Here is a 23480-nt window from a genome sequence, read left to right on the forward strand (position 1 = left end):
TATTTCTGTGTCAGAAAATATAACATTGTTTTTTCCTTTTCTTTCTTGAATTGCTACTATAAAGTGCTATAATAATAGTATATATAGAAGAAAAGAGGACAGGGATATGAAGAACAAAAGAATATTTAAAGACTTCCAAGCTTCAAAAATGAGTTTAAACATTTACACAAGCCCCTTGTTAGCCTTTGCTTTTGTCTTCATAGGAGAGTTTGTGGCTTATACTCTGTATGGTATTAGTTTGTTAGCTCTTATCGGACTTGCTAGAAATTTTGGAGAGGCTGGTCAAAATCTTGCAAGCTACTTACAGACCTTGCATCAGAGCTTGACGGATAAAACAGGTGATTTTCGTTTAATTTTAGAATTGCTGGCCTTTGGTTTCATTCTCAATACTGTGTTCAGATGGACTAGAAAAGTTGAGAAAAGACCTATTCGAACCTTGGGATTTTATAGAGAAAATTTCCTCAGCAGTCTTCTGAAAGGATTTGGCTTAGGTTTGGCACTTTTTCTTCTGACCTTGTTAGGTTTAGTAGCATTAGGGCAATATCGTTTTGAGTCTATTTACTTGAATCCTTATTCGCTTACCTTTGTTGTCTTTACTATCCCATTTTGGATTTTACAGGGGACAGCAGAAGAAGTAGTGTCGCGTGCTTGGCTCCTTCCTCAATTGGCCTCAAGAACCAATCTAAAACTTGCTGTTCTTATATCTAGCCTACTTTTTACCCTGCTTCATATGGGCAATTCTGGTCTAACACCTCTATCTCTAGTGAATCTCTTTTTATTCGGAGTTGCCATGTCACTTTACCTTCTCAAAACTGATACAGTTTGGGGTATTGCAGGTATTCATGGGGCCTGGAATTTTGCTCAGGGTAATCTCTTTGGGATTTTAGTTAGTGGTCAACCATCAGGAACGTCATTGATGACCTTTTTACCACAAGGCAATCAAGATTGGTTATCAGGTGGTTCTTTTGGCATAGAAGGTTCTATCATGACAAGTCTGGTTTTACTACTGCTGATTGTCTATCTCGCTTATCAATTAAAGAAAGAAAATGAAAGGATGTGACTTCGGTCCGTCCTTTTCTTCGTGAAAATGCTACAAGTATGCTAAAATAGGAATAGCACATCGAGAGAGGATTCTTATGATTAATCGCATTACAGACAATCAATTTAAACTAGTATCAAAATATCAACCATCAGGAGATCAACCCCAAGCTATCGAGCAGTTGGTAGATAATATCGAGGGTGGCGAAAAAGCTCAGATTCTGATGGGGGCGACTGGAACAGGGAAGACCTATACCATGAGTCAGGTCATTTCCAAAGTCAATAAACCGACTCTGGTTATTGCCCACAATAAAACTCTAGCAGGCCAGCTATATGGAGAGTTCAAGGAATTTTTCCCTGAAAATGCAGTTGAGTACTTCGTATCCTACTATGATTATTACCAGCCAGAGGCCTATGTACCTTCAAGCGATACCTATATTGAGAAGGATAGTTCTGTCAATGACGAGATTGATAAGCTCCGACACTCAGCGACTTCAGCCCTTTTGGAGCGCAATGATGTTATTGTCGTGGCTTCAGTCTCTTGTATCTATGGTTTGGGTTCGCCCAAGGAATACGCTGATAGCGTTGTGAGTCTGCGTCCAGGTCTTGAAATTTCTCGTGATAAACTCTTGAATGACTTGGTTGATATCCAGTTTGAACGTAATGATATTGATTTCCAACGGGGGAGATTTCGTGTGCGTGGGGATGTGGTGGAGATTTTCCCAGCATCTCGTGATGAACACGCTTTTCGAGTAGAATTTTTTGGAGACGAAATTGACCGTATTCGTGAGGTTGAGGCCCTGACTGGTCAGGTATTGGGAGAAGTGGATCATTTAGCTATTTTCCCAGCTACTCACTTTGTGACCAATGACGACCATATGGAAGTTGCCATTGCCAAGATTCAAGCAGAATTAGAAGAGCAACTAGCTGTCTTTGAAAAGGAAGGTAAATTGCTTGAAGCCCAGCGTTTGAAACAGCGGACAGAGTATGATATCGAAATGTTGCGTGAGATGGGCTATACCAACGGGGTTGAAAATTATTCTCGCCATATGGATGGGCGTAGCGAAGGTGAGCCTCCTTATACGCTTCTTGATTTCTTCCCAGATGATTTTTTGATTATGATTGACGAGAGTCACATGACTATGGGACAAATAAAAGGCATGTACAATGGAGACCGTTCGCGTAAGGAAATGCTGGTTAATTACGGTTTCCGTTTGCCGTCTGCTCTGGACAATCGTCCTCTCCGTCGTGAGGAGTTTGAAAGCCATGTTCATCAGATTGTTTACGTTTCAGCGACACCAGGTGACTATGAAAATGAACAGACTGAGACAGTGATTGAGCAAATCATTCGTCCAACGGGACTCTTGGATCCTGAGGTGGAAGTCCGTCCGACTATGGGACAGATTGATGACCTCTTAGGTGAAATTAATGCCCGTGTTGAAAAGAATGAACGAACCTTTATAACCACTTTGACCAAGAAAATGGCAGAGGACTTGACCGACTACTTTAAGGAAATGGGTATCAAGGTCAAGTACATGCACTCGGATATTAAGACCTTGGAACGGACAGAGATTATCCGTGACCTGCGCTTGGGTGTCTTTGATGTCTTGGTCGGAATCAACCTCCTTCGTGAAGGAATTGACGTTCCTGAAGTGAGCCTCGTAGCTATTCTCGATGCTGACAAGGAAGGTTTCCTTCGTAATGAACGTGGCCTTATCCAGACCATTGGTCGTGCTGCCCGTAATAGCGAGGGGCATGTCATCATGTATGCTGACACTATGACTCAATCTATGCAACGTGCTATTGATGAAACTGCCCGTCGTCGGAAAATCCAGATGGCTTATAATGAAGAGCATGGTATCGTACCACAGACAATCAAGAAAGAAATCCGTGACCTGATTGCTGTGACCAAGGCAGTTGCTAAGGAAGAAGACAAGGAAGTCGATATTAATAGCCTCAACAAACAAGAGCGCAAAGAACTTGTCAAGAAACTAGAAAAACAAATGCAGGAAGCCGTTGAGGTGCTTGACTTTGAACTAGCAGCTCAGATACGTGATATGATGCTGGAAGTCAAGGCGTTGGATTAGGGGAATTTTATGAATATTTTAGTTATTAATGGACATCCTGATAAAGAAAGCTACTGCCAAGCAATTTTTCAAACGATTGTAGAAAATATAGACTCAAAGAGACATGAACTTGAAGTGATTAATCTTAATGAGGAAGAGTTTGATCCTGTTTTACGTTATGGTTATCGACAAAGGATGGAGGACGATCCGTTTATTCTACGCTCTCAAGAATTAATCCAGTGGGCAGATCATTTCATTTTTGTTTATCCTATTTGGTGGAGTAGTATGCCTAGTCTATTGAAGGGGTGGATTGATCGTGTTTTTACGCCAGGCATTGCATACTCTGCAAATAATCGAGGAAGCTTTATTTTGAACTACTTGAGAGGGAAACAGTTCAAAAAGTTACTAAAAGGAAAAACAGCTAGTATCTATGCAACTTCTATGGCACCAACTTGGTGGTACAAAGTATTTTCAGGTCCGATTAACATTCCAGACAGTTATGGAATATCAGTATTAAAGAATGCTGTATTGAATCACTGTGGCATAAAAACAAAGAGGGTTTCAATCTTAGGAGAGTTAGGCCGTGAAGTAAATACAAGTTCAACAAGACAAAAATTTCTACAAAAAGTAGCAAAGGAAGTCAAGGCGTTGGATTAAGGAGAAGAAAATAAATGACGGTTATTATCAAATCAATGGAAACTCCTGAAGAGATAGAAGGTAAATCCTTCGTTCACTGGCAAACGTGGAGAGAGGCTTATGATGACCTTTTGCCTGCAGAATTTCAGGAGACAATGACATTAGAAAGGTGTCTATTCTTTAGTAAAAAGTATTCAGAATATACATTGATTGCGATGGATGGCGTGAAGGTAGTTGGTTTTATCAGTTATGGAAACTTTCGTGATGAGACTATTCAAGCTGGTGAAATTATTGCTTTATATGTTTTAAAAGATTATTATGGAAAAGGTATCGCACAAAAGTTAGTTAGAGCAGCTTTGACTGCTCTTAATCATTTTTCTGAAATTTTCTTATGGGTATTGAAAGATAATAAGCGAGCCATTGCTTTCTATTAAAAAATGGGTTTTACTTTTGATGGCCAAGAAAAAATACTTGAACTTGGAAAGCCTATAAAGAAAAACGAATGGTATTTTATTCTAAATAATTTTAAAAAGTAGAAGCTAGAATCTCTGGTACCAAGTCTGAAAATTTAATAAATTAGAAAGCGAGTAAATTTATGTCCCGTTCCCAATTAACGATTTTAACAAATATTTGTCTGATTGAAGATCTAGAAACCCAGCGCGTGGTTATGCAGTACCGCACTCCTGAAAACAATCGCTGGTCTGGTTATGCTTTTCCGGGTGGTCATGTCGAGGATGGTGAGGCTTTTGCGGAGTCTGTCATTCGTGAAATCTACGAAGAAACAGGATTGACTATCCAAAATCCTCAACTTGTCGGCATTAAAAATTGGCCACTAGATACAGGTGGGCGCTATATTGTCATTTGTTATAAGGCGACTGAGTTCTCTGGTAGCCTTCGCTCTTCAGATGAAGGAGAAGTTTCTTGGGTGCAAAAAGACCAGATTCCAAACTTGGATCTGGCCTATGATATGTTACCCTTGATGGAGATGATGGAAGCTCCGGACAAATCTGAATTTTTCTACCGTCATCGTACAGAAGACGATTGGGAGAAGAAAATTTTCTAATCCTTTACTAAATAACCTAACTGATCCAAGGCCTCCTCGATATAGTGGAGGTATTGTTGTGTTTCGTATCTAATAGTAATAGGAGATTAGTAAAAACATGTGTACTCTGAAATAAATTTAAAATATTTCTAAAAAAGTATTGACAAAACAAAAGAAAACGCTTACTATATAAATAAGGGAACGGTTCCACAATAAAAAGGAGGAGTGATGACTACAATAAAACAGGTTGCTGAAGAAGCTGGAGTATCAAAGTCAACAGTTTCAAGATATATTTCGAAAAAAGGCTATGTCGGAGATGATGCGAGAGAAAAGATAAAAAATGCTATCAAGAAATTAAATTACACACCAAATGTATTAGCACAATCTTTAAAAACTAAAAAAAATCAAATGGTAGGACTCTTATTGCCAGATATTTCTAACCCCTTCTTCCCAAGATTGGTTCGAGGAGCCGAATCATATTTGAAAGATAAAGGTTATAGGATTATGGTTGGTACTATTTCAGATCATGATTCGTTAGAAGAATATATAAACCTTTTGTTAAAAACAAATGCAGCTGGTATTATAACAACACTTGACTTTACAAAGGAATTTCCAAATCTAACATTACCTGTTGTTGTGGTTGACCGGATTAGTAAAGATACAGGCTATGGTGTTTTTTCTGATAATCAGTTGGGTGGACGTTTGGCTGCTAAAGCAATTTGGAATGCTGGCGCTAAGCAAGTTATGATTATTAAAGTTTTAGATGATAAAGCTGAGAACATTGCGGAACGATTTGAAGCCAGTTTAAACTATTTGAGGAATAAATCTTTAGAGATTTGTATTGAAGAAAGTGAAACGTTTGACTTTGAAAAAATTCAAAAAGAAGCTAAAGAGAATCTAAAAAGAAATCCAAATATTGATAGTATTATAGCACCTTCTGATATTCATGCGATAGCTTATATTCATGAAATTTTAGCAATTGGGAAAAAAATTCCAGATGATATTCAAATCATTGGTTATGATGATATTGTACTTAGTCAATTTATTTATCCTTCTTTATCAACTATCCACCAATCATCATATAAAATGGGAGAACAGGCTGCAAAGCTAATCTATAATATGGCAAATAAGTTCTCTATAGATGAAGCTAAAATTAAACTCCCTGTTAGGTACATAGAAAGAAATACATTAAGGAGAAAGAAATGAGTAAAATTGTTGTTGTTGGAAGCATTTCAATGGACTTAGTTATGAGAACAAAAAGGATTCCAGAAGGAGGTGAAACGATTTTTGGGGATTCATTTAATATAGTTCCAGGTGGAAAAGGTGCAAATCAGGCTGTAGCTATTGGTAGATTATCCAGTGTAGAAGATAATATTTACATATTTGGGGACGTTGGGGAAGATATTTTTTCAGCAGATTTACTAAGCAATCTGCAAAATAATAATATTTCTATAGAACATGTGGGAACGGTACCACAATCTACAGGAGTTGCACAAATTACTTTATATGGAGGTGATAATAGGATTATTTATTATCCCGGAGCGAATAATTTAGTTAAAACAAATGATTGGAAAAATGAGTGGGAATTGATTAGTGATGCAAGTATTGTTGTATTACAAAATGAAATACCACATGAAGCCAACTTATCTATAGCTAAATTTTGTCAAGAAAATAAAGTTAAGGTACTTTACAATCCTGCACCAGCTAGAGAAACAGACATAGAGATGATTCCTTTTTGTGATTTTATTACTCCTAATGAGCATGAATGTTCAGAGCTTTTTCCAGATAAGAAATTAGAAGAAATTATTAAAATTTATCCTAATAAAATGATTGTGACATTAGGAGTTGAAGGTTCTATTTATTATGATGGGACAGCAGTTAAGAAAATTCCTGCTATAAAAGCAGAAGTAGTTGATACTACAGGAGCAGGAGATACGTTTAATGGTGCTTTTGCTTATGCTATCTCAAAAGGAAAAGAGATGGATGTTGCATTGTCCTTTGCAACGATTGCTTCACATCTTTCTGTTCAAAGATTTGGAGCGCAAGGAGGTATGCCGAGTTTGAAAGAAATAAAGGAGCATTCAGGATATGAAGAAATATGGGATTTTAAATAGTAATATAGCGAAACTAGCTGATGATTTAGGTCATATGGATTTGGTTTGTATCGGAGATTTAGGTTTGCCAGTTCCAAAAGGTGTTGATAAAATTGATTTAGCATTAAGAAAAGGTAGTCCAAGTTTTTTAGAAGTTTTAAAAGAATATTCAGATCATGTACTTATTGAAAAAATTTTCTTAGCAGAAGAAATTAAAGAAAAAAACAAAGAACAGTGGCAAGCAGTTCTAGAACTTTTAGGATCGAATATAATTATTGAATATATTAGTCATGAAGAATTGAAAGCTATGAATACTAAAGTTAAGGCAGTTATTCGCACTGGGGAAGATACACCATATTCGAATATAATCTTGCAATCAGGAGTTATTATTTAGAAGGGAGTTGCCTATGAAAATTGAAATGAAGAACATTTCAAAATCTTTTGGGAATAATCGTGTTTTAGAAAGTATTGATTTGGTTCTTAATTCAGGAGAAGTTCATGCTTTAATGGGAGAGAATGGTGCAGGCAAATCAACCTTAATGAATATTTTAACTGGACTTTTTCCAGCTACTTCAGGAACTATTTTTATTGATGGAAAAGAAAAAACATTTTCTAATCCTCAAGAGGCAGAACGGTTTGGACTGAGTTTTATTCATCAGGAAATGAATACTTGGCCAGATATGACTGTACTTGATAATCTTTTTTTAGGAAGAGAAATTAAAAATTCGATTGGGTTTCTAGATAAAGCTAGTATGGAAAGGAAAGCTAAAGAAGCATTTAAACGTCTTAATATATCTATTCCTCTCGATGCAATCATTGGTCAATTATCAGTCGGACAACAACAAATGATAGAAATAGCAAAATGTTTATTATCAGAAGTTTCCTTGTTAATTATGGATGAACCCACAGCAGCTTTAACTGATCGTGAAACTGAAACACTTTTTAAAGTGATAGAAGGATTAAAATCTGATGGTGTAGGTATTGTGTATATTTCACATCGGATGGAAGAAATCTTTAAGATTACAGATCTTATAACTGTTATGAGGGATGGGTTTGTAATTGATACCAAGAAAACGAAGTTAACTAATGCGGATGAATTAGTTCAAAAGATGGTGGGGCGTGAATTAGAAGATTACTATCCAGAAAAAAAGGCTGAGATTGGGAATATTGTTTTTCAAGCTAAGAATCTTTCTGGTGATGCTTTTACGGATATTTCTTTCTATGTACGTCAAGGGGAAATTCTTGGTTTTTCTGGTTTGATGGGTGCTGGTCGTACTGAAATAATGCGAGCAATTTTTGGAATTGATTCTTTAAAATCTGGTCAAATTATAATAAACGAAGAACAACTGATAATTAAAAATCCTTTTGAAGCAATTAAGCATGGAATTGGTTTCTTAACAGAAGATCGTAAAGATGAGGGATTGATTTTAGATTTTTCTATTAAAGATAATATGACTTTACCTAGTACTCGAGATTTTGTTAAAAATGGTATTTTTGATAATAAAACAAGTGATATATTTGTACAACGTTTAATTGATAGGCTACGAATTAAATCAGGTTATCCAGATAAGGAAGTTGGGACACTTTCTGGTGGTAATCAACAGAAAGTAGTTTTAGCAAAATGGATAGGTATTGCTCCAAAAGTACTGATTCTAGATGAGCCAACTCGTGGGGTAGATGTTGGGGCTAAGCGTGAAATTTACCAATTAATGAATGAATTGGCTGAACGAGGTGTGCCGATTATTATGGTATCTTCAGATTTACCAGAAGTGATTGGAGTCAGTGATCGCATTATGGTCATGCATGAAGGTAGAATTAGTGGGGAATTAACACGTCAAGAAGCTACACAAGAAAAAGTTATGCAACTAGCTACAGGAGGACAATAGTGTGAAAAATACTATGAAGTATATGTCAGAATTGACAACAGTAATAGCATTGATAATTTTAATGGCTGTCATCACCATTATTAATTCAAATTTTTTAACAGCAAATAATCTGTTAAATTTACTATTGCAAGTAACATCAAATGCACTGATTGCTTTTGGAATGACTTTTGTTATTCTAACAGGTGGAATCGATTTATCAGTAGGATCAATTTTAGCCTTATCCAGTGCGCTAACAGCAGGTTTATTAGGATCTGGAATGCCTGTTACATTAGCAATTCTCATCTCTTTAATTTTGGGTTGCATTCTGGGGATGATGAATGGTTTGTTGATTTCCTACGGGAAATTAGCTCCATTTATCGTCACTTTAGCGACTATGACTATTTTTAGGGGTGCAACACTTGTTTATACAAATGGGAATCCTATTACAAAAGGATTAAGTGATACATTCTTATTTCAATTTTGGGGGCAAGGTTACATAGTCGGAATTCCATTTCCTGTAATTATTATGTTTATTGTATTTATTGTTTTATATGTTTTACTTCATAAAACAGCATTTGGTAAATCTGTGTATGCTATAGGGGGGAATGAAAAAGCAGCATATATATCAGGTGTGAAACTAAATAAAGTGAAAATTATCATTTATTCAATTTCAGGTATTATGGCTTCAATTTCTGGATTGATTATAACATCACGCTTAAGTTCTGCTCAACCAACAGCAGGTGCTAGTTATGAAATGGATGCTATTGCAGCTGTTGTTCTTGGGGGAACCTCATTATCAGGAGGTAAAGGTCGTATACTGGGGACCTTAATAGGTGCTTTAATTATTGGGGTTTTGAATAATGGACTTAATATTATCGGTGTTTCAGCATTTTGGCAACAAGTAGTAAAAGGAGTTGTAATCTTAATTGCTGTTCTGATTGATCGTTTTAAAGTTGTAAAACAGTAGAATAATTTTCAATTTTTTTGGAAATAGTAACAATTTATTAGATGACGTACAATAATCGGGATTGAAACTATCCCTATAGATATATATTACGAGGAGTAATAACATGAAAAATATTAAAAAAATTAGCATTTTTGCTTTGTTTGTAACATTTATTTTTGCTTTAGTAGCTTGTGGAAAAACTGGTTTAGGAAATTCATCAAATGATAATAAATCTACGATTCAAAAGTCGGCAAAAGAATTAAAATTAGGAGTTTCTATTTCGACTACTAACAATCCCTATTTTGTAGCTATGAAAGATGGTCTTGAAAAAGCCGCAAGAGAAAAAGAAGTAACTTTGAAGATAGCAGATGCACAAGATGATGCTGCTAGACAAGCAGATGATATTCAAAATTTTATTAGTCAAAATGTTGATGCTTTACTAATTAATCCAGTTGATTCTGATGCAATTGTTACATCTATTAAAGCTGCTAATAATGCAAATATTCCGGTAATCTTAATTGACCGCGGTAGTAATGGAGGTGAAGTCTTGACAACTGTTGCTTCTGATAACGTAGAAGCAGGTAAAATGGCTGCAGAATTTATTACCAAGCAATTGGGAGAAAAAGCAAAAACTTTTGAATTATCAGGAGTCCCTGGCGCTTCTGCAACTGTAGATAGAGGTAAAGGATTTGAACAAATTTCAAAGACAAATTTAGATGTTCTTTCTAGTCAATCCGCTAATTTTGACCGCGCAAAAGCTTTGAATACAGCGCAAAATATGATTCAAGGAAACAAAGAAGTGCAAGCAATCTTTGCACAGAATGATGAGATGGCGTTAGGAGCTGCACAAGCAGTAAAAGCAGCTGGTCTTAGCAATGTATTAATTGTTGGTATTGATGGTCAACCAGATGCACATGATGCTATTGCAAAAGGTGATATTACTGCCACTATTGCTCAGCAACCAGCTAAGATGGGTGAAATTGCTATTCAATCAGCAATAGATCATTATCAAGGGAAAAAACTGGAAAAAGAAACAGTTTCTCCAATTTATCTTGTGACTAAGGATAATGTTGATCAACATAACTGGTGATATATTTTTAGTAAGCAAGTAGTTGTTAATTTTCATTCAATGTGGTTTTTAAATATCATTGTTACTATTTGAGCTATTGGATTCAAAAAGACCAGATTCCAAACTTGGATCTGGCCTATGATATGCTACCTTTGATGGAGATGATGGAAGCTCCGGACAAATCTGAATTTTTCTACCGTCATCGTATAGAAGATGGATGGGAGAAGAAAATCTTCTAGTCTTTTACTAAATAACCTAGCTGATCCAAGGCCTCCTCGATATAGCGGAGGTCTTGCTGTGTTTCAGCTTCGACTAGGTGGTAATGGATGCCATCTGTCAATTCAGACAGAGGTCTAAAATCTGAATGCTCGACTTGTTCTAGAAAATGTTGCACGTCTCGGCGACAAGACAGTTTCAGCAAGGTTTCGATTTCTCCATAAACGGGATGGTCAATCAAGGTATTTTGAACACGTCCACCATTATCAACGATAGCAAGGAGTTCTTGACCGATTTCTTCAACTTCATGTTTCACCTTGAAAAGTTTGTGAACATAAGGGTTGGTTTCAATTTGCTTATAGACGTAGCCACGATTGGTGGATAGGATAGGAGCGCCATCGGCTCTTAAAATTGCAATGTCCTGTACAATGACCTGGCGTGTAACATGAAAATGTTCAGCTAAACTTTGGCCATTGAGGGCTTTAGGAGTTTCTTTCAAGAGTTGGAGCAGGGCTTGTTTGCGATCTTTTGTCATAGCTTTTCCTTTTAACGGCGTTTTCGAAGCACTTTATAGACAGCTAGTGCTAATGTATAGTCTACCATACTATGGATAATTGTGCCAAATCCAACTAGTATAAATAGAACATAAAACATATTTTCTACATTGGTACCCGAAGTTGCATAAAAAACGACACAAGCTAATACTTCAGCAAGAGCATGGACAAGCGCTAACACAAAGTTGAAAACCCAGGAAGATTTTGGTTTATCTAGGGTATCGGGGAATTTTTGTAGGTAAAGAGCCCCCAAAGTCCCAAAAAAGATATGGGAAAAAGCTCGAAAAACGATCACCATGGGATAGCCAGCCATCAAAAATCCAAAACTAGAGGCTAAGATGACAAAAACAGCCATCAAGGGCGATAAGAACATGGCGATAAAAATAGCGATGTGGCTTCCTAAAGTATAGGAAGCAGGTGGAATGACAATCTTAAAAGGCATAACAATTGGAATCAAAATTGCAATAGCCGTTAAGAGGGCAGTCATTGTCATAAATTGTGTCTTTTTCCGTGTGTTCATAAGAATCTCCTTTTAACTGTATATACACTAGTATAGTACACCAAACAAGACAATAAAGCAAGGATTTACTTAGGTTTATAGGTCATTTTTCAGTTAAAGACTTGTAGATATTTTACTAAAAATCAAAACTATACAGAGCGAAATCTCCACCTTCAAGTATGAAAGTGGAGATTGTTTTTATTTTTTCAAAGTCTGTAGTCTTGGAACAATGGCTAGGGTTAGAACTGCGGAAATAACTAATTCAGCAATCGAATTTGTTGAGATAACAGTTGCTAGGAGTTTTTGGATATTACCATCAAAGACATTTCCAAAAAGGTAGAAAATTCCACCAAGTACAAAGACTGTATTGGTAAGTGAACCAAGGGCACCAGCTAAAATAAGACCAGTTTTATTTTTCATCAGTTTATAAACTAGATACGGAGTCAAACCAATCAAAATACGTGGGACGATGGCAATGATAGCTGAGTAAATGTTACCGTTTGGGACGAATGGTGAGAAGAGGTAGCTTGTCGGTAGAATCGTAATCGTATTAACTGTCAAGCTAAGTAGCCCCATCAAAAATCCAAGTGTAACCCCAACGCGTGGACCGTAAATAATACTGGCAATAATGACAGGAATATGAACGATGGTCGGTTTGATTGGGAATGGAAAAAGGTTAAAGATAAGTGAGCTCAGAAAGTGTATCACGAGCATGGTTGCAAAAAAGATAGCAATGGGTGCAATATTAGAGCGTTTTTTCATCGAGAGTTTCCTTTATTCTTTCTAAAATAATTGTGAGGTCGGCTAAAGCTCCTCGTCCATGATCGCCACAAGCTAGTAGGGATTCATTAGGAGCAATCAGCTGATAGCCGTAGCTTTCTAATGTTTTCAGATTAGCCTGAGTTGCTGGATGGTCATACATTTTTGTATTCATAGCAGGAGCTATTAGTTTAGGAATATGACTGGGCAGGGCTAGAGCTGTACTGGTTACCATGTTATCCGCAAAGCCGTGGGCTAGTTTTGCAATAGTGTTAGCTGTTGCAGGGACTATGATGAATAAATCCGTTTCTTTTCCAAGCTCGATATGATTGACTTTATCAGGATAGGGGTCCTTCATGACATCCAAGTGGACAGGATTCTGTGAGAGTACCTGTAGTGTCAAAGGTTGGATAAACTCTGTAGCAGCCTGAGTCATTAAAACAGTAACTTGATGGCCTTGTTTTTTTAGAGAACTGACTAAATCTGCCGACTTGTAAGAGGCGATTGAGCCCGTTACAGCCAAGAGAATGTTTGCCATAGCTTTCCTTTCTAAGAATGATAGTTTTGAATTTTTTCAAGGAGGAGTTTTGCAATTTCTTCTTTAGTGTTAACCGTTTGAAGATTATCTTTCTCAACAAAGATTGCACGATGCTGGTTCGCTGAGATTTGAGTCAGATCATTTGCGATAATCAAGTCTGCTTGGTTCTTGATAAGACTTTTTCTAGCAATGTCAACCAGATGATCTTCGGTAACATCAACCAGCAGTTTGAAACCAATCAGATGAATAGCAGGATTCCATTCCTTGACTAGAGAGATGATTTTGGGTGTCTTTTTTAGGAACAAAACCTGAACCTCGTCAGTTGAAGAAATCTTAGCCTGATGATTCTGCTTGCTTAAAAATTCTTCTAGATTGGAGCTAGATTGGACTTCTTCCAGCCCCGTCATATAAACAGGAGTGTAGTCGGATACGGCCATTGAGTGAATCAAGATCTGATAATCCTGAACACGTTCTTGCATTTCTAGTAGAAGGTCCTTGGTATTGTTAATTTCTCGAATATTTAGGTTGGGATGGGCTTCTGGCTTCAAAGCTCGTTTTGTAGTAATTAAACAAACTTCATGCCCTGCAGCAAGCAAAGTTTCTGTGATGATTTTGCCCAGGCGACCTGTAGAATGGTTAGTGATAGAGCGGACGCTATCGATAGCTTCACTGGTACCGCCCGATGTAACTAAAATTTTCATAGCACTATTGTACACAAAAATAAACGGTAAGTAAAATGAAAGTGATAAATTTTTGGTAAAAGGAAAGAATATAGTTTCAAACTATAAAGCCATATAAAATTTAAGAAAGGACTCTAAAAACCTTAAAAATAAGGGATATTTACGAACGTTTGGAGAGTTTAAGGATGTTAAAAATCTTGTTTTGTGTTATAATGAATTATCATATAAGAGGTTAGAGGAGTTTTGAATGAAAACAGATATTGAAATCGCACAGAGTATTGAGTTAAAACCAATCGTTGATGTTGTAGAGAAACTTGGTATTTCTTACGATGATTTGGAGTTGTATGGAAAGTACAAGGCTAAGCTCAGCTTTGATAAAATTCGTGCAGTTGAGAGCAATCCAGTTGGAAAATTGATTTTGGTTACTGCCATCAACCCAACACCTGCAGGTGAAGGAAAATCAACTATTACCATTGGTCTGGCGGATGCCTTGAACAAGATTGGCAAGAAAACAATGATTGCTATCCGCGAACCATCTCTTGGTCCAGTAATGGGGATTAAGGGTGGTGCTGCTGGTGGTGGTTATGCCCAAGTTCTACCAATGGAAGACATCAACCTTCACTTTACTGGGGATATGCATGCCATTACAACTGCTAACAATGCTCTTTCTGCCTTGATTGACAACCACTTACACCAAGGAAATGAGTTGGGAATTGACCAACGTCGTATTCTCTGGAAACGTGTAGTGGACTTGAACGACCGAGCACTTCGTCACGTGACCGTAGGACTTGGTGGCCCTCTAAACGGTATTCCTCGTGAGGATGGCTTTGACATTACCGTCGCTTCCGAAATCATGGCGATTCTTTGCTTGGCTACGGACATCGAGGACTTGAAACGCCGTTTGGCTAATATTGTTATTGGTTATCGTTACGACCGTACACCAGTTTCTGTAGGTGATTTGCAGGTTGAAGGTGCCTTAGCTTTGATTTTGAAGGATGCTATTAAACCGAACCTGGTTCAGACAATTTACGGTACACCTGCCTTTGTGCACGGTGGTCCATTTGCCAATATTGCTCATGGATGTAATTCAGTCTTGGCAACTACAACAGCCCTTCACTTGGCTGATTATACAGTCACTGAAGCTGGTTTTGGTGCGGACCTTGGTGCTGAGAAATTCCTTGATATCAAGACACCAAACTTGCCAACTTCTCCAGATGCAGTAGTTATTGTCGCAACTCTTCGTGCCCTTAAGATGAATGGTGGTGTGGCTAAAGACGCTCTTACAGAGGAAAATGTGGAGGCGGTTCGTGCAGGTTTTGCAAACTTGAAACGCCACGTTGAAAATATCCGTAAGTTTGGTATTCCAGCAGTTGTGGCTATTAACGAATTTGTCTCTGATACAGAAGCTGAAATTGTAGCCTTGAAAGAACTTTGTGCCTCAATCGATGTACCAGTTGAGTTGGCAAGTGTCTGGGCTGATGGTGCAGAAGGTGGAGTAGCACTTGCTGAAACGGTTGTCAAGACTATTGCTGAAACTCCAGCTAACTATAAACGTTTGTATGACAATGACCTTTCTGTTCAAGAAAAGATTGAAAAGATTGTTACTGAAATCTACCGTGGTAGCAAAGTAAACTTTGAGAAGAAAGCTCAAACACAAATCGCTCAAATTGTTCAAAACGGATGGGACAAATTGCCAATCTGTATGGCTAAGACTCAGTACAGTTTCTCAGACAATCCAAATGCACTTGGAGCACCTGAAAACTTTGAAATTACCATTCGTGAATTAGTACCAAAATTAGGGGCAGGCTTTATCGTTGCTCTAACTGGCGATGTTATGACCATGCCAGGCCTTCCAAAACGACCAGCTGCTCTCAACATGGATGTTGAAAGTGACGGAACAGTATTAGGTTTGTTCTAGTATATTGAAATTGACTTTATACTCTTCGAAAATCTCTTCAAACCACGTCAGCTTCACCTTGCCGTATGTATGGTTACTGACTTCGTCAGTTCTATCTGCAACCTCAAAACAGTGTTTTGAGCTGACTTCGTCAGTCTTGTCTACAACCTCAAAGCAGTGCTTTGAGCAACCTGCGGCTAGCTTCCTAGTTTGCACTTCGATTTTCATTGAGTAATAAATGAGTTTGGAAATTGTAATCCAAGCTCATTTTTTTATCTAGATATAAGGAGTTGCCTTCTAGACGTAACCAGTCTAGGTAAAGATATTTTCCCTGATTTCTGATATAATAGAAATATTGACTTCAAGAGTAAGGAAGAGAAGATGAACGCATTATTAAATGGAATGAACGACCGTCAGGCTGAGGCGGTGCAAACGACAGAGGGTCCCCTGTTAATTATGGCAGGGGCTGGTTCTGGCAAGACCCGTGTTTTGACCCACCGTATCGCTTATTTGATTGACGAAAAGCTAGTCAATCCTTGGAATATCTTGGCCATTACCTTTACCAATAAGGCTGCGCGTGAGATGAAAGAGCGTGCTTATAACCTTAATCCAGCCACTCAGGACTGTCTGATTGCGACCTTCCACTCCATGTGTGTGCGTATTTTGCGTCGTGATGCGGATCATATTGGCTACAACCGCAATTTCACTATTGTGGATCCTGGTGAACAGCGAACTCTCATGAAACGCATTCTCAAGCAGTTGAACTTGGATCCTAAAAAATGGAATGAACGAACTATTTTGGGAACCATCTCCAATGCTAAGAATGATTTGATTGATGATGTGGTTTATGCTGCCCAAGCTGGAGATATGTATACGCAAATCGTGTCCCAGTGTTACACGGCTTATCAAAAAGAGCTTCGTCAGTCTGAGTCGGTTGACTTTGATGATTTGATTATGTTGACCTTGCGCCTTTTTGATCAAAATCCTGATGTTTTGACTTATTACCAGCAGAAATTTCAATACATCCACGTTGATGAGTACCAAGATACCAACCATGCCCAGTACCAACTAGTCAAACTCTTGGCTTCCCGTTTTAAAAATATCTGTGTGGTTGGGGATGCGGACCAATCTATCTACGGTTGGCGTGGTGCTGATATGCAGAATATCTTGGATTTTGAAAAGGATTATCCTCAAGCCAAGGTTGTTTTGTTGGAGGAGAATTACCGTTCCACTAAAACCATTCTTCAAGCGGCCAACGAGGTCATTAAAAACAATAAAAACCGCCGTCCTAAGAATCTCTGGACTCAAAATGCTGATGGGGAGCAAATCGTTTACTATCGTGCCAATGATGAGCTAGATGAGGCTGTATTTGTAGCCAAAACCATCGATGATCTTGGTCGCAGTCAAAACTTTCTTCACAAGGATTTTGCAGTTCTCTATCGGACTAACGCCCAGTCTCGTACTATTGAGGAAGCCCTGCTCAAGTCCAATATTCCATATACAATGGTTGGTGGGACCAAGTTCTACAGCCGTAAGGAAATCCGAGATATTATCGCTTACCTTAACCTCATTGCCAATTTGAGTGACAATATTAGTTTTGAGCGTATTATCAACGAGCCTAAACGTGGAATTGGGCCAGGCACTGTTGAGAAAATCCGTGATTTTGCAAATATGCAAAATGTGTCTATGATAGATGCTTCAGCAAACATCATGTTGTCTGGCATCAAAGGAAAAGCAGCCCAGTCTATCTGGGATTTTGCCAATATGATTCTGGATTTGCGGGAGCAACTGGACCAGTTAAGCATTACTGAGTTGGTTGAAGCAGTTCTAGAAAAAACAGGTTACATTGATATTCTTAATGCTCAAGCAACTCTGGAAAGTAAGGCTCGGGTTGAAAATATCGAAGAGTTCCTTTCTGTGACGAAAAACTTTGATGATACCTCTGATGGTCCAGAAGAGGAAACTGGTCTGGATAAACTGAGTCGTTTCTTAAATGACTTGGCCTTGATTGCGGATACAGATTCAGGAAGTCAGGAAACATCAGAAGTGACCTTGATGACCCTGCATGCTGCCAAAGGTCTCGAGTTTCCAGTTGTCTTTTTGATTGGGATGGAAGAAAATGTCTTTCCACTTAGTCGTGCAGCTGAAGATCCAGATGAATTGGAAGAAGAACGCCGTCTGGCCTATGTAGGAATTACGCGTGCAGAGAAAATTCTCTATCTGACCAATGCCAACTCGCGCCTGCTTTTTGGTCGTACCAACTACAACCGTCCGACTCGTTTTATTAACGAAATCAGCTCAGACTTACTTGAGTATCAAGGTCTGGCTCGTCCAGCAAATACAAGCTTTAAGGCATCATATAGCAGTGGTGGCCTTGCCTTCGGTCAAGGTATGAGTCTTGCGCAAGCTCTTCAAGACCGTAAACGCAGTGCTGCCCCAAAATCTATCCAGTCAAGCGGTCTTCCATTTGGTCCATTTACAGCTGGAGCAAAATCAGCTTCTAGCGAGACAAATTGGTCTATTGGTGATATTGCTCTCCACAAGAAGTGGGGAGAGGGAACTGTTCTGGAAGTTTCAGGTAACGGAGCTACTCAGGAATTAAAAATCAATTTCCCAGAGGTAGGTTTGAAAAAACTTTTAGCTAGTGTAGCCCCAATTGAGAAAAAAATCTAATTTTTCATCCTTCTCACGAATAATAAAGTGAGGAGGATTTTTATGTACAGTATTTCATTCCAAGAAGATTCACTATTGCCAAGAGAAAGACTGGCCCAAGAAGGAGTAGAAGTGCTCAGTAATCAAGAGTTGCTAGCTATTTTACTCAGGACAGGAACACGTCAGGCTAGTGTTTTTGAAATTGCCCAGAAAGTCTTGAGCAATCTTTCAAGCCTAACGGATTTAAAAAAAATGACCCTGCAGGAATTGCAGAGTCTGTCTGGCATCGGGCGAGTTAAGGCTATAGAATTGCAAGCTATGATTGAACTGGGGCATCGTATCCACAAACACGAGACCCTTGAAATGGAAAGTATTCTCAGCAGTCAAAAGTTAGCCAAGAAGATGCAACAGGAGTTGGGACATAAAAAACAAGAGCACCTGGTGGCGCTCTATCTCAATACTCAAAATCAAATCATTCATCAACAGACCATTTTTATCGGTTCTGCAACTCGTAGTATCGCTGAACCGCGAGAGATTCTTCACTATGCAATAAAGCATATGGCGACTTCACTTATCTTGGTCCACAATCATCCTTCAGGAGCGGTAGCACCTAGTCGAAATGATGATCATGTTACTAAACTTGTCAAAGAAGCCTGCGACCTGATGGGTATTGTCCTCTTGGACCATTTGATTGTCTCACATTCTAATTACTTTAGTTATCGTGAAAAGACGGATTTAATCTAAAGTTCATTAACAACATAGTCAAAGAGTTTTTTATCTTTGGGGCGATTTTCAAATAGAAATTCTGGGTGCCATTGGACACCGAGAAAGGGAACATTATCCGTACTTATGACAGCTTCAATGATACCATCTTTAGGATCATGAGCCGCAATCTTTAAATTTGGTGCTAAATCTTTTATACTCTGGTGGTGGAAGGAGTTGATATGGGAAATTTCTCCATAGATTTCTCGAAGAACAGTATCTGGTTCTGTCACCAAGCGTTGGGTTGTGTACTCAGCAGAAGAATCCTGCCAGTGGTCTTCGATATCTTGATACAGAGTGCCACCCATAGCAACGTTAAAGAGTTGAGTACCACGACAGATGGAGAAAATTGGCTTTTTCTGTTTGATAGCTTCCTTAATGAGGGCCAGTTCGAAGATATCTCTTTGAAGGTGATAGTCATCGCTATCAATGGTTTTCGGTTCGCCATAGAATTTTGGATCAACATTTTGCCCACCTGTTAAGATGAGCTTGTCAATCATACTGATATAGTGGCAGGCCATTTCTTGATCACCAATCGGTAGGATGATGGGAATCCCTCCAGCGTCTTTAACGCCTTCAACAAAGCCTTTTGCTACGTAGCTCATCATGATGTTATCATCTGGATGAGTTTTTTCGTTTCCTGTGATCCCAATAACTGGTTTTTTCATAAAATGATTTTCGCTTTCTAATCCTCTTTTCGCATGAAGTAGAGGAGGGTTTGGAGTTCACTTGTCAAATCGACATATTGAACGACCACGTCTTTTGGTAAATGAAGATGAACTGGTGAAAAACTGAGAATTCCTTTCACGCCAGCATCAACCAAGAGATTAGCGACCTCTTGTGACTTAACGCTGGGAACGGTCAGGATAGCAGTCTTAACATCAGCATCCTTGATTTTTTCTTTGATTTGAGAAATCCCGTAAATAGGAATTCCATCAGGAGTTTGCGTACCGACTTCAGGATGCTCATCTAGGTCAAAGGCCATGATGATTTTCATCTTGTTACGCTCGTGGAAGCGGTAGTGTAGCAGGGCATGCCCCATATTTCCAATACCAACCAGCATGACATTGGTAATAGAGTTATCATTGAGCAAATCGGCAAAAAATGTCATCAGTTTTTTGACATCATAGCCAAAACCACGACGACCAAGTTCACCAAAATAGGAAAAATCCCGACGTACGGTCGCAGAATCAATACCGATGGCCTCTGCAATTTGTTTAGAGTTGGCACGTTCAATCTTTTCTGCATGAAATCTCTTAAAAATTCGATAGTAGAGGGAGAGTCTTTTTGCTGTAGCTTTTGGAATAGCGGACTGTTTATCTTTCACAAAATCACAACCTTTCTATTCTTCTATTTTATAGAAACATTGTGAAAAAATCAACAAAAATAAGAAAAAACTAAGAAAAATCTTAGTTTTGATGTAAAAAATCTGCATGTGATAGAAAACGGTAGAGGTCTCCGACCAGTCCTTGGTAAACTTCCTGTCCCTCAAAAGTCAAAGAAGTCACATAAAGTGTATCTGGTAGGGTCACACATCCTGACAAAGCCAGCATGAGAGCCTCATAATCTTCATACTTGAGAGTACGCTCTACATGATAGCTGTCTTTATAGGTCAGTTTAAACATATAGGACCTATCTTTCAGATTTTGTAAAGACACCACGTTCTACCAAACTATCCATGAGGAAATAGAATTTTTCCTGATGAATGTGGTGGTCTTCTGATTTGAAAATATCAACCAGACGGAGACCAAACTTGTCAGTGATATTGATTTTAGCCCCTGTTAGCTCTTTATTGATAATGATTTTGAGTTGGAAGCCTTCACCGCTGTTTGGCACTTTTTCCAAAAGGCGCGTCAATTCATAGTTACCAACCTTAGTCTCAAAAAAGGTGTTGTCTTTGAGGGTGAATTTTTTAACAGAAGGGCTAAGAGTGTAGTCGTAACGACAATTTTTTAATTGAATGGTTTTTTCAAATGCCATATGGCTAACCTCCGATAATTTCTTTTAAGGTTTTTGCGAGGATTTGTAGTTCTTGAACAGTATTTTGTGGTGAGAGACTGATACGAACGGATTCCTTCAAGCGTTCTGAATTGTCTCCGTACATGGCTTCAAGAACATGGCTGGATTGGACAATACCTGCAGTACAAGCCGAGCCAGTAGAGATTGAAATTCCAGCTAAATCTAGACGGAGGAGTAAAAGGTCGTTTTTCTGACCAGGAAATCCAATATTGAGAACATAAGGAAGCTGATGTTGTCCTCTATTCAGGTAATACTGAACTCCCTCAAGCTCCGCAAGAAAGGCAGTTTCTAGATTTTGTACATGTTGGAAATGTTCTTCTTGCTTTTCTAAATCTTCTTTTAGGGCTGCAACCATGCCTACGATGGCAGCTAGATTTTCAGTACCTGCACGTTTTTTCTGTTCTTGGTCTCCACCATGGAGATAGGAATCAAAGTCCATGCTAGATGCGTAGAGAAAGCCGATTCCCTTAGGACCATGAAATTTATGGGCAGAAGCAGTGAGAAAATCAATGCCCAATTCTTCTGGATGAATAGGGATTTTTCCAATAGCCTGAACTGCATCAACATGATAGGCAGCAGGGTGTTGCTTGAGTATTTGGCCAATTTCAGCAATGGGCAGTAGGTTTCCTGTCTCATTATTGGCAAACATGGTAGAAACCAAAATCGTATCGTCACGTAAAGCCTTTTGAATTTGCTGGGCTGCGATTTCTTGATTTTCTGGCTGAATAATGGTTGCTTCAAACCCAAAGTTTTGAACCAAGTAATCAATGGTTTCAAGGACGGCATGGTGCTCAATGGCAGTTGTGATGATATGTTTTCCTTGTTCTTGGTGACGAAGGCAGTAGCCAATGATGGCAGTATTGTTTCCTTCAGTCCCACCAGAAGTGAAAAAGATATGTTGAGGTTTTGTCCCCAGTAACTGGGCTAGTTCCTGACGGGCTTCTCTCAAGAGTTTGCCAGCTTGACGACCATGACCATGAATGCTAGATGGATTGCCATGGGTTTCTTGCATAACCTTGGTCATAGCTGAAATAGCAACTGCTGACATGGGAGTCGTTGCAGCATTGTCCAAATAAATCAAATAATCACCTTATTTCTTTTTGTTGTAGGCAAAGAGTGGGCTGACTGGTTTTCTTTCGTGGATACGGACGATGGCATCACCAATTAACTCACTAGCAGTGATGTAGCATACGTTTTTAGGAGTTTTTTCTTTTGTTGCTACTGAATCAGTCACAAGAATTTCTTTAATATTAGTATTGTCAAGAAGTTCAGCAGCTCCTTCGACGAAGAGACCGTGGCTAGAAACAGCATAAATTTCTGTAGCTCCTTCACGTTCAACGATTTTAGCAGCTTCAGAGAAGGTACGTCCTGTATTAAGAATATCATCAATCAAGATGGCTTTCTTACCTTCAACATCACCAATAATATAACCTTCGTTACGAGTTGCATCGTCTTGAGGGTAGTCGATAATGGCGATAGGAGCATCAAGATACTCAGCCAAGCTACGAGCACGTTTCACACCTGAATTTTTAGGGCTAACCACGACAACATCTGAACCGAGTAGGCCCTTATCGCAGTAATGTTTTGCAAATAGAGGAACTGTATAGAGGTTGTCAACAGGAATATCAAAGAAGCCTTGCACCTGAACAGCATGCAAATCAAGGGTAAGGACACGGTCAACTCCAGCCTTAACCAGCATATTAGCAACTAGTTTAGCTGTAAGTGGCTCACGAGGTGAAGCAATGCGGTCTTGACGTGCATAGCCAAAATATGGAAGAACAACGTTGATGCTGTGGGCACTTGCGCGCACACAAGCGTCGACCATGATCAACAATTCCATTAGGTGGTTGTTAACAGGGAAACTTGTTGATTGGATGATGTAAACATCATAACCACGGACACTTTCTTCGATATTCACTTGGATTTCTCCATCTGAAAATTGACGTGATGATAGTTTTCCAAGTGGGACACCAACAGCTTGAGCAATTTTCTGTGCAATCTCTTGGTTAGAGTTGAGTGCGAAAAGTTTCATGTTTTTTCTATCTGACATTATAGACCGTCCTCTGTAAACTTTTTAAATCCTAGCCATATCTGCCTAGCCTATATGAACTGGGATTTTTGTATTTTATCTTTTCTATTTTACCAAAAA

General features: G+C 38.6%; 24 protein-coding genes and 3 pseudogenes. 15 read left to right on the top strand and 12 right to left on the bottom strand.

All coding sequences use genetic code 11. The features are described from left to right. The first annotated feature begins 106 nt into the window (after positions 1 to 106). The 5 genes and pseudogenes from O3650_RS05835 (at position 107) to O3650_RS05855 (ending at position 4803) form a co-directional block, all read left to right on the top strand. Positions 107 to 1060 carry a CPBP family intramembrane glutamic endopeptidase gene (locus O3650_RS05835; RefSeq protein WP_371491796.1) on the top strand — a complete coding sequence of 318 codons (954 nt, stop codon included), beginning with the start codon at positions 107 to 109 and terminating at the stop codon, positions 1058 to 1060. Positions 1061 to 1136: 76 nt separating this feature from the next. Beyond that, complete coding sequence (gene uvrB / locus O3650_RS05840) at positions 1137 to 3125, top strand: excinuclease ABC subunit UvrB (protein ID WP_173212535.1); 1989 nt, start codon at positions 1137 to 1139, stop codon at positions 3123 to 3125. Between the two features lie 9 nt (positions 3126 to 3134). Continuing rightward, on the top strand, positions 3135 to 3761 hold the full coding sequence (locus O3650_RS05845) for an NAD(P)H-dependent oxidoreductase (RefSeq protein WP_371491797.1): 627 nt from the start codon (positions 3135 to 3137) through the stop codon (positions 3759 to 3761). A gap of 14 nt (positions 3762 to 3775) precedes the next feature. Then, a pseudogene (locus O3650_RS05850) lies at positions 3776 to 4263 on the top strand (GNAT family N-acetyltransferase). Between the two features lie 72 nt (positions 4264 to 4335). Continuing rightward, positions 4336 to 4803, top strand: a complete 468-nt coding sequence (locus O3650_RS05855; RefSeq protein ID WP_371491798.1) for an 8-oxo-dGTP diphosphatase — start codon at positions 4336 to 4338, stop codon at positions 4801 to 4803. Here O3650_RS05855 and O3650_RS05860 read toward each other — a convergent pair. After that, positions 4800 to 4877, bottom strand: a pseudogene (locus O3650_RS05860) (DNA-binding transcriptional regulator); the annotation flags it as partial. The gene O3650_RS05855 and the pseudogene O3650_RS05860 overlap by 4 nt on opposite strands. Positions 4878 to 5010: 133 nt before the next feature. Here O3650_RS05860 and O3650_RS05865 point away from each other — a divergent pair. The 7 genes and pseudogenes from O3650_RS05865 to O3650_RS05895 all read left to right on the top strand — a co-directional run. Further along, positions 5011 to 5988, top strand: coding sequence for a LacI family DNA-binding transcriptional regulator (locus O3650_RS05865; RefSeq protein ID WP_247941933.1), 978 nt, complete (start codon positions 5011 to 5013; stop codon positions 5986 to 5988). Continuing rightward, on the top strand, positions 5985 to 6896 hold the full coding sequence (rbsK, locus tag O3650_RS05870) for a ribokinase (RefSeq protein WP_371491799.1): 912 nt from the start codon (positions 5985 to 5987) through the stop codon (positions 6894 to 6896). Before O3650_RS05865 ends, rbsK begins: the two co-directional genes overlap by 4 nt. Beyond that, positions 6871 to 7269, top strand: coding sequence for a D-ribose pyranase (rbsD, locus tag O3650_RS05875; protein ID WP_125454471.1), 399 nt, complete (start codon positions 6871 to 6873; stop codon positions 7267 to 7269). The genes rbsK and rbsD overlap by 26 nt, the downstream gene beginning before the upstream one ends. A 13-nt stretch (positions 7270 to 7282) precedes the next feature. Beyond that, positions 7283 to 8761, top strand: coding sequence for a sugar ABC transporter ATP-binding protein (locus O3650_RS05880; RefSeq protein WP_000687781.1), 1479 nt, complete (start codon positions 7283 to 7285; stop codon positions 8759 to 8761). 1 nt (position 8762) lies between these two features. Further along, positions 8763 to 9707, top strand: a complete 945-nt coding sequence (gene rbsC, locus O3650_RS05885; RefSeq protein ID WP_261117634.1) for a ribose ABC transporter permease — start codon at positions 8763 to 8765, stop codon at positions 9705 to 9707. 103 nt (positions 9708 to 9810) lie between these two features. Further along, a complete protein-coding gene (locus O3650_RS05890; RefSeq protein WP_000789621.1) occupies positions 9811 to 10776 on the top strand; it encodes a substrate-binding domain-containing protein in 966 nt (321 codons plus the stop codon). A gap of 77 nt (positions 10777 to 10853) precedes the next feature. Further along, positions 10854 to 10994: pseudogene (locus tag O3650_RS05895) on the top strand (NUDIX hydrolase); the annotation flags it as partial. Here the strand turns inward: O3650_RS05895 and O3650_RS05900 are convergent. The 5 genes from O3650_RS05900 to coaB form a co-directional block, all read right to left on the bottom strand. Continuing rightward, positions 10991 to 11506 (bottom strand): transcription repressor NadR, encoded by a 516-nt coding sequence (locus O3650_RS05900; RefSeq protein WP_020902811.1) that lies wholly within the window; start codon positions 11504 to 11506, stop codon positions 10991 to 10993. The pseudogene O3650_RS05895 and the gene O3650_RS05900 sit on opposite strands and share 4 nt — an antisense overlap. A gap of 11 nt (positions 11507 to 11517) precedes the next feature. Then, positions 11518 to 12045, bottom strand: a complete 528-nt coding sequence (locus tag O3650_RS05905) for an ECF transporter S component (RefSeq protein ID WP_049500798.1) — start codon at positions 12043 to 12045, stop codon at positions 11518 to 11520. A 177-nt stretch (positions 12046 to 12222) separates the two neighbouring features. Beyond that, positions 12223 to 12786 carry an ECF transporter S component gene (locus O3650_RS05910; RefSeq protein WP_000747412.1) on the bottom strand — a complete coding sequence of 188 codons (564 nt, stop codon included), beginning with the start codon at positions 12784 to 12786 and terminating at the stop codon, positions 12223 to 12225. Further along, positions 12770 to 13321, bottom strand: coding sequence for a phosphopantothenoylcysteine decarboxylase (gene coaC, locus O3650_RS05915; RefSeq protein WP_070482656.1), 552 nt, complete (start codon positions 13319 to 13321; stop codon positions 12770 to 12772). Before coaC ends, O3650_RS05910 begins: the two co-directional genes overlap by 17 nt. Before the next feature lie 11 nt (positions 13322 to 13332). Further along, complete coding sequence (coaB, locus tag O3650_RS05920) at positions 13333 to 14022, bottom strand: phosphopantothenate--cysteine ligase (RefSeq protein ID WP_084947094.1); 690 nt, start codon at positions 14020 to 14022, stop codon at positions 13333 to 13335. Between the two features lie 226 nt (positions 14023 to 14248). Here coaB and O3650_RS05925 point away from each other — a divergent pair, with 226 nt between their 5' ends. From O3650_RS05925 to radC, 3 genes are all read left to right on the top strand, one after another. Then, a complete protein-coding gene (locus O3650_RS05925; protein ID WP_153192383.1) occupies positions 14249 to 15919 on the top strand; it encodes a formate--tetrahydrofolate ligase in 1671 nt (556 codons plus the stop codon). Positions 15920 to 16279: 360 nt separating this feature from the next. Then, the gene (gene pcrA, locus O3650_RS05930; RefSeq protein ID WP_371491800.1) at positions 16280 to 18571 is read left to right on the top strand and encodes a DNA helicase PcrA; all 2292 of its coding nucleotides are present in this window, start codon (positions 16280 to 16282) and stop codon (positions 18569 to 18571) included. 42 nt (positions 18572 to 18613) lie between these two features. After that, a complete protein-coding gene (radC, locus tag O3650_RS05935) occupies positions 18614 to 19294 on the top strand; it encodes a DNA repair protein RadC (RefSeq protein ID WP_371491801.1) in 681 nt (226 codons plus the stop codon). Here radC and O3650_RS05940 read toward each other — a convergent pair. The 6 genes from O3650_RS05940 to O3650_RS05965 all read right to left on the bottom strand — a co-directional run bounded on the left by O3650_RS05940 (position 19291) and on the right by O3650_RS05965 (position 23381). Next, entirely contained in the window at positions 19291 to 19980 is a 690-nt protein-coding gene (locus O3650_RS05940; protein WP_020900935.1) for a gamma-glutamyl-gamma-aminobutyrate hydrolase family protein, read from the bottom strand. The two genes, radC and O3650_RS05940, sit on opposite strands and share 4 nt — an antisense overlap. 17 nt (positions 19981 to 19997) lie before the next feature. Continuing rightward, positions 19998 to 20639: a redox-sensing transcriptional repressor Rex gene (locus O3650_RS05945; protein ID WP_049535633.1), complete on the bottom strand. Its 642-nt coding sequence runs from the start codon at positions 20637 to 20639 to the stop codon at positions 19998 to 20000. An 82-nt stretch (positions 20640 to 20721) separates the two neighbouring features. After that, a complete protein-coding gene (locus O3650_RS05950) occupies positions 20722 to 20937 on the bottom strand; it encodes a DUF4649 family protein (RefSeq protein ID WP_061759713.1) in 216 nt (71 codons plus the stop codon). A gap of 7 nt (positions 20938 to 20944) precedes the next feature. After that, entirely contained in the window at positions 20945 to 21292 is a 348-nt protein-coding gene (locus O3650_RS05955; protein WP_000863540.1) for a DUF1831 domain-containing protein, read from the bottom strand. Positions 21293 to 21296: 4 nt separating this feature from the next. Continuing rightward, entirely contained in the window at positions 21297 to 22412 is a 1116-nt protein-coding gene (locus O3650_RS05960; RefSeq protein ID WP_371491802.1) for a cysteine desulfurase family protein, read from the bottom strand. Between the two features lie 9 nt (positions 22413 to 22421). After that, positions 22422 to 23381 (bottom strand): ribose-phosphate diphosphokinase, encoded by a 960-nt coding sequence (locus O3650_RS05965; protein WP_001283823.1) that lies wholly within the window; start codon positions 23379 to 23381, stop codon positions 22422 to 22424. Positions 23382 to 23480 lie beyond the last annotated feature (99 nt).

The sequence above is a fragment of the Streptococcus sp. 20925_1_24 genome (genome assembly GCF_041432335.1).
Classification (GTDB): Bacteria; Bacillota; Bacilli; order Lactobacillales; family Streptococcaceae; genus Streptococcus; species Streptococcus mitis_BM.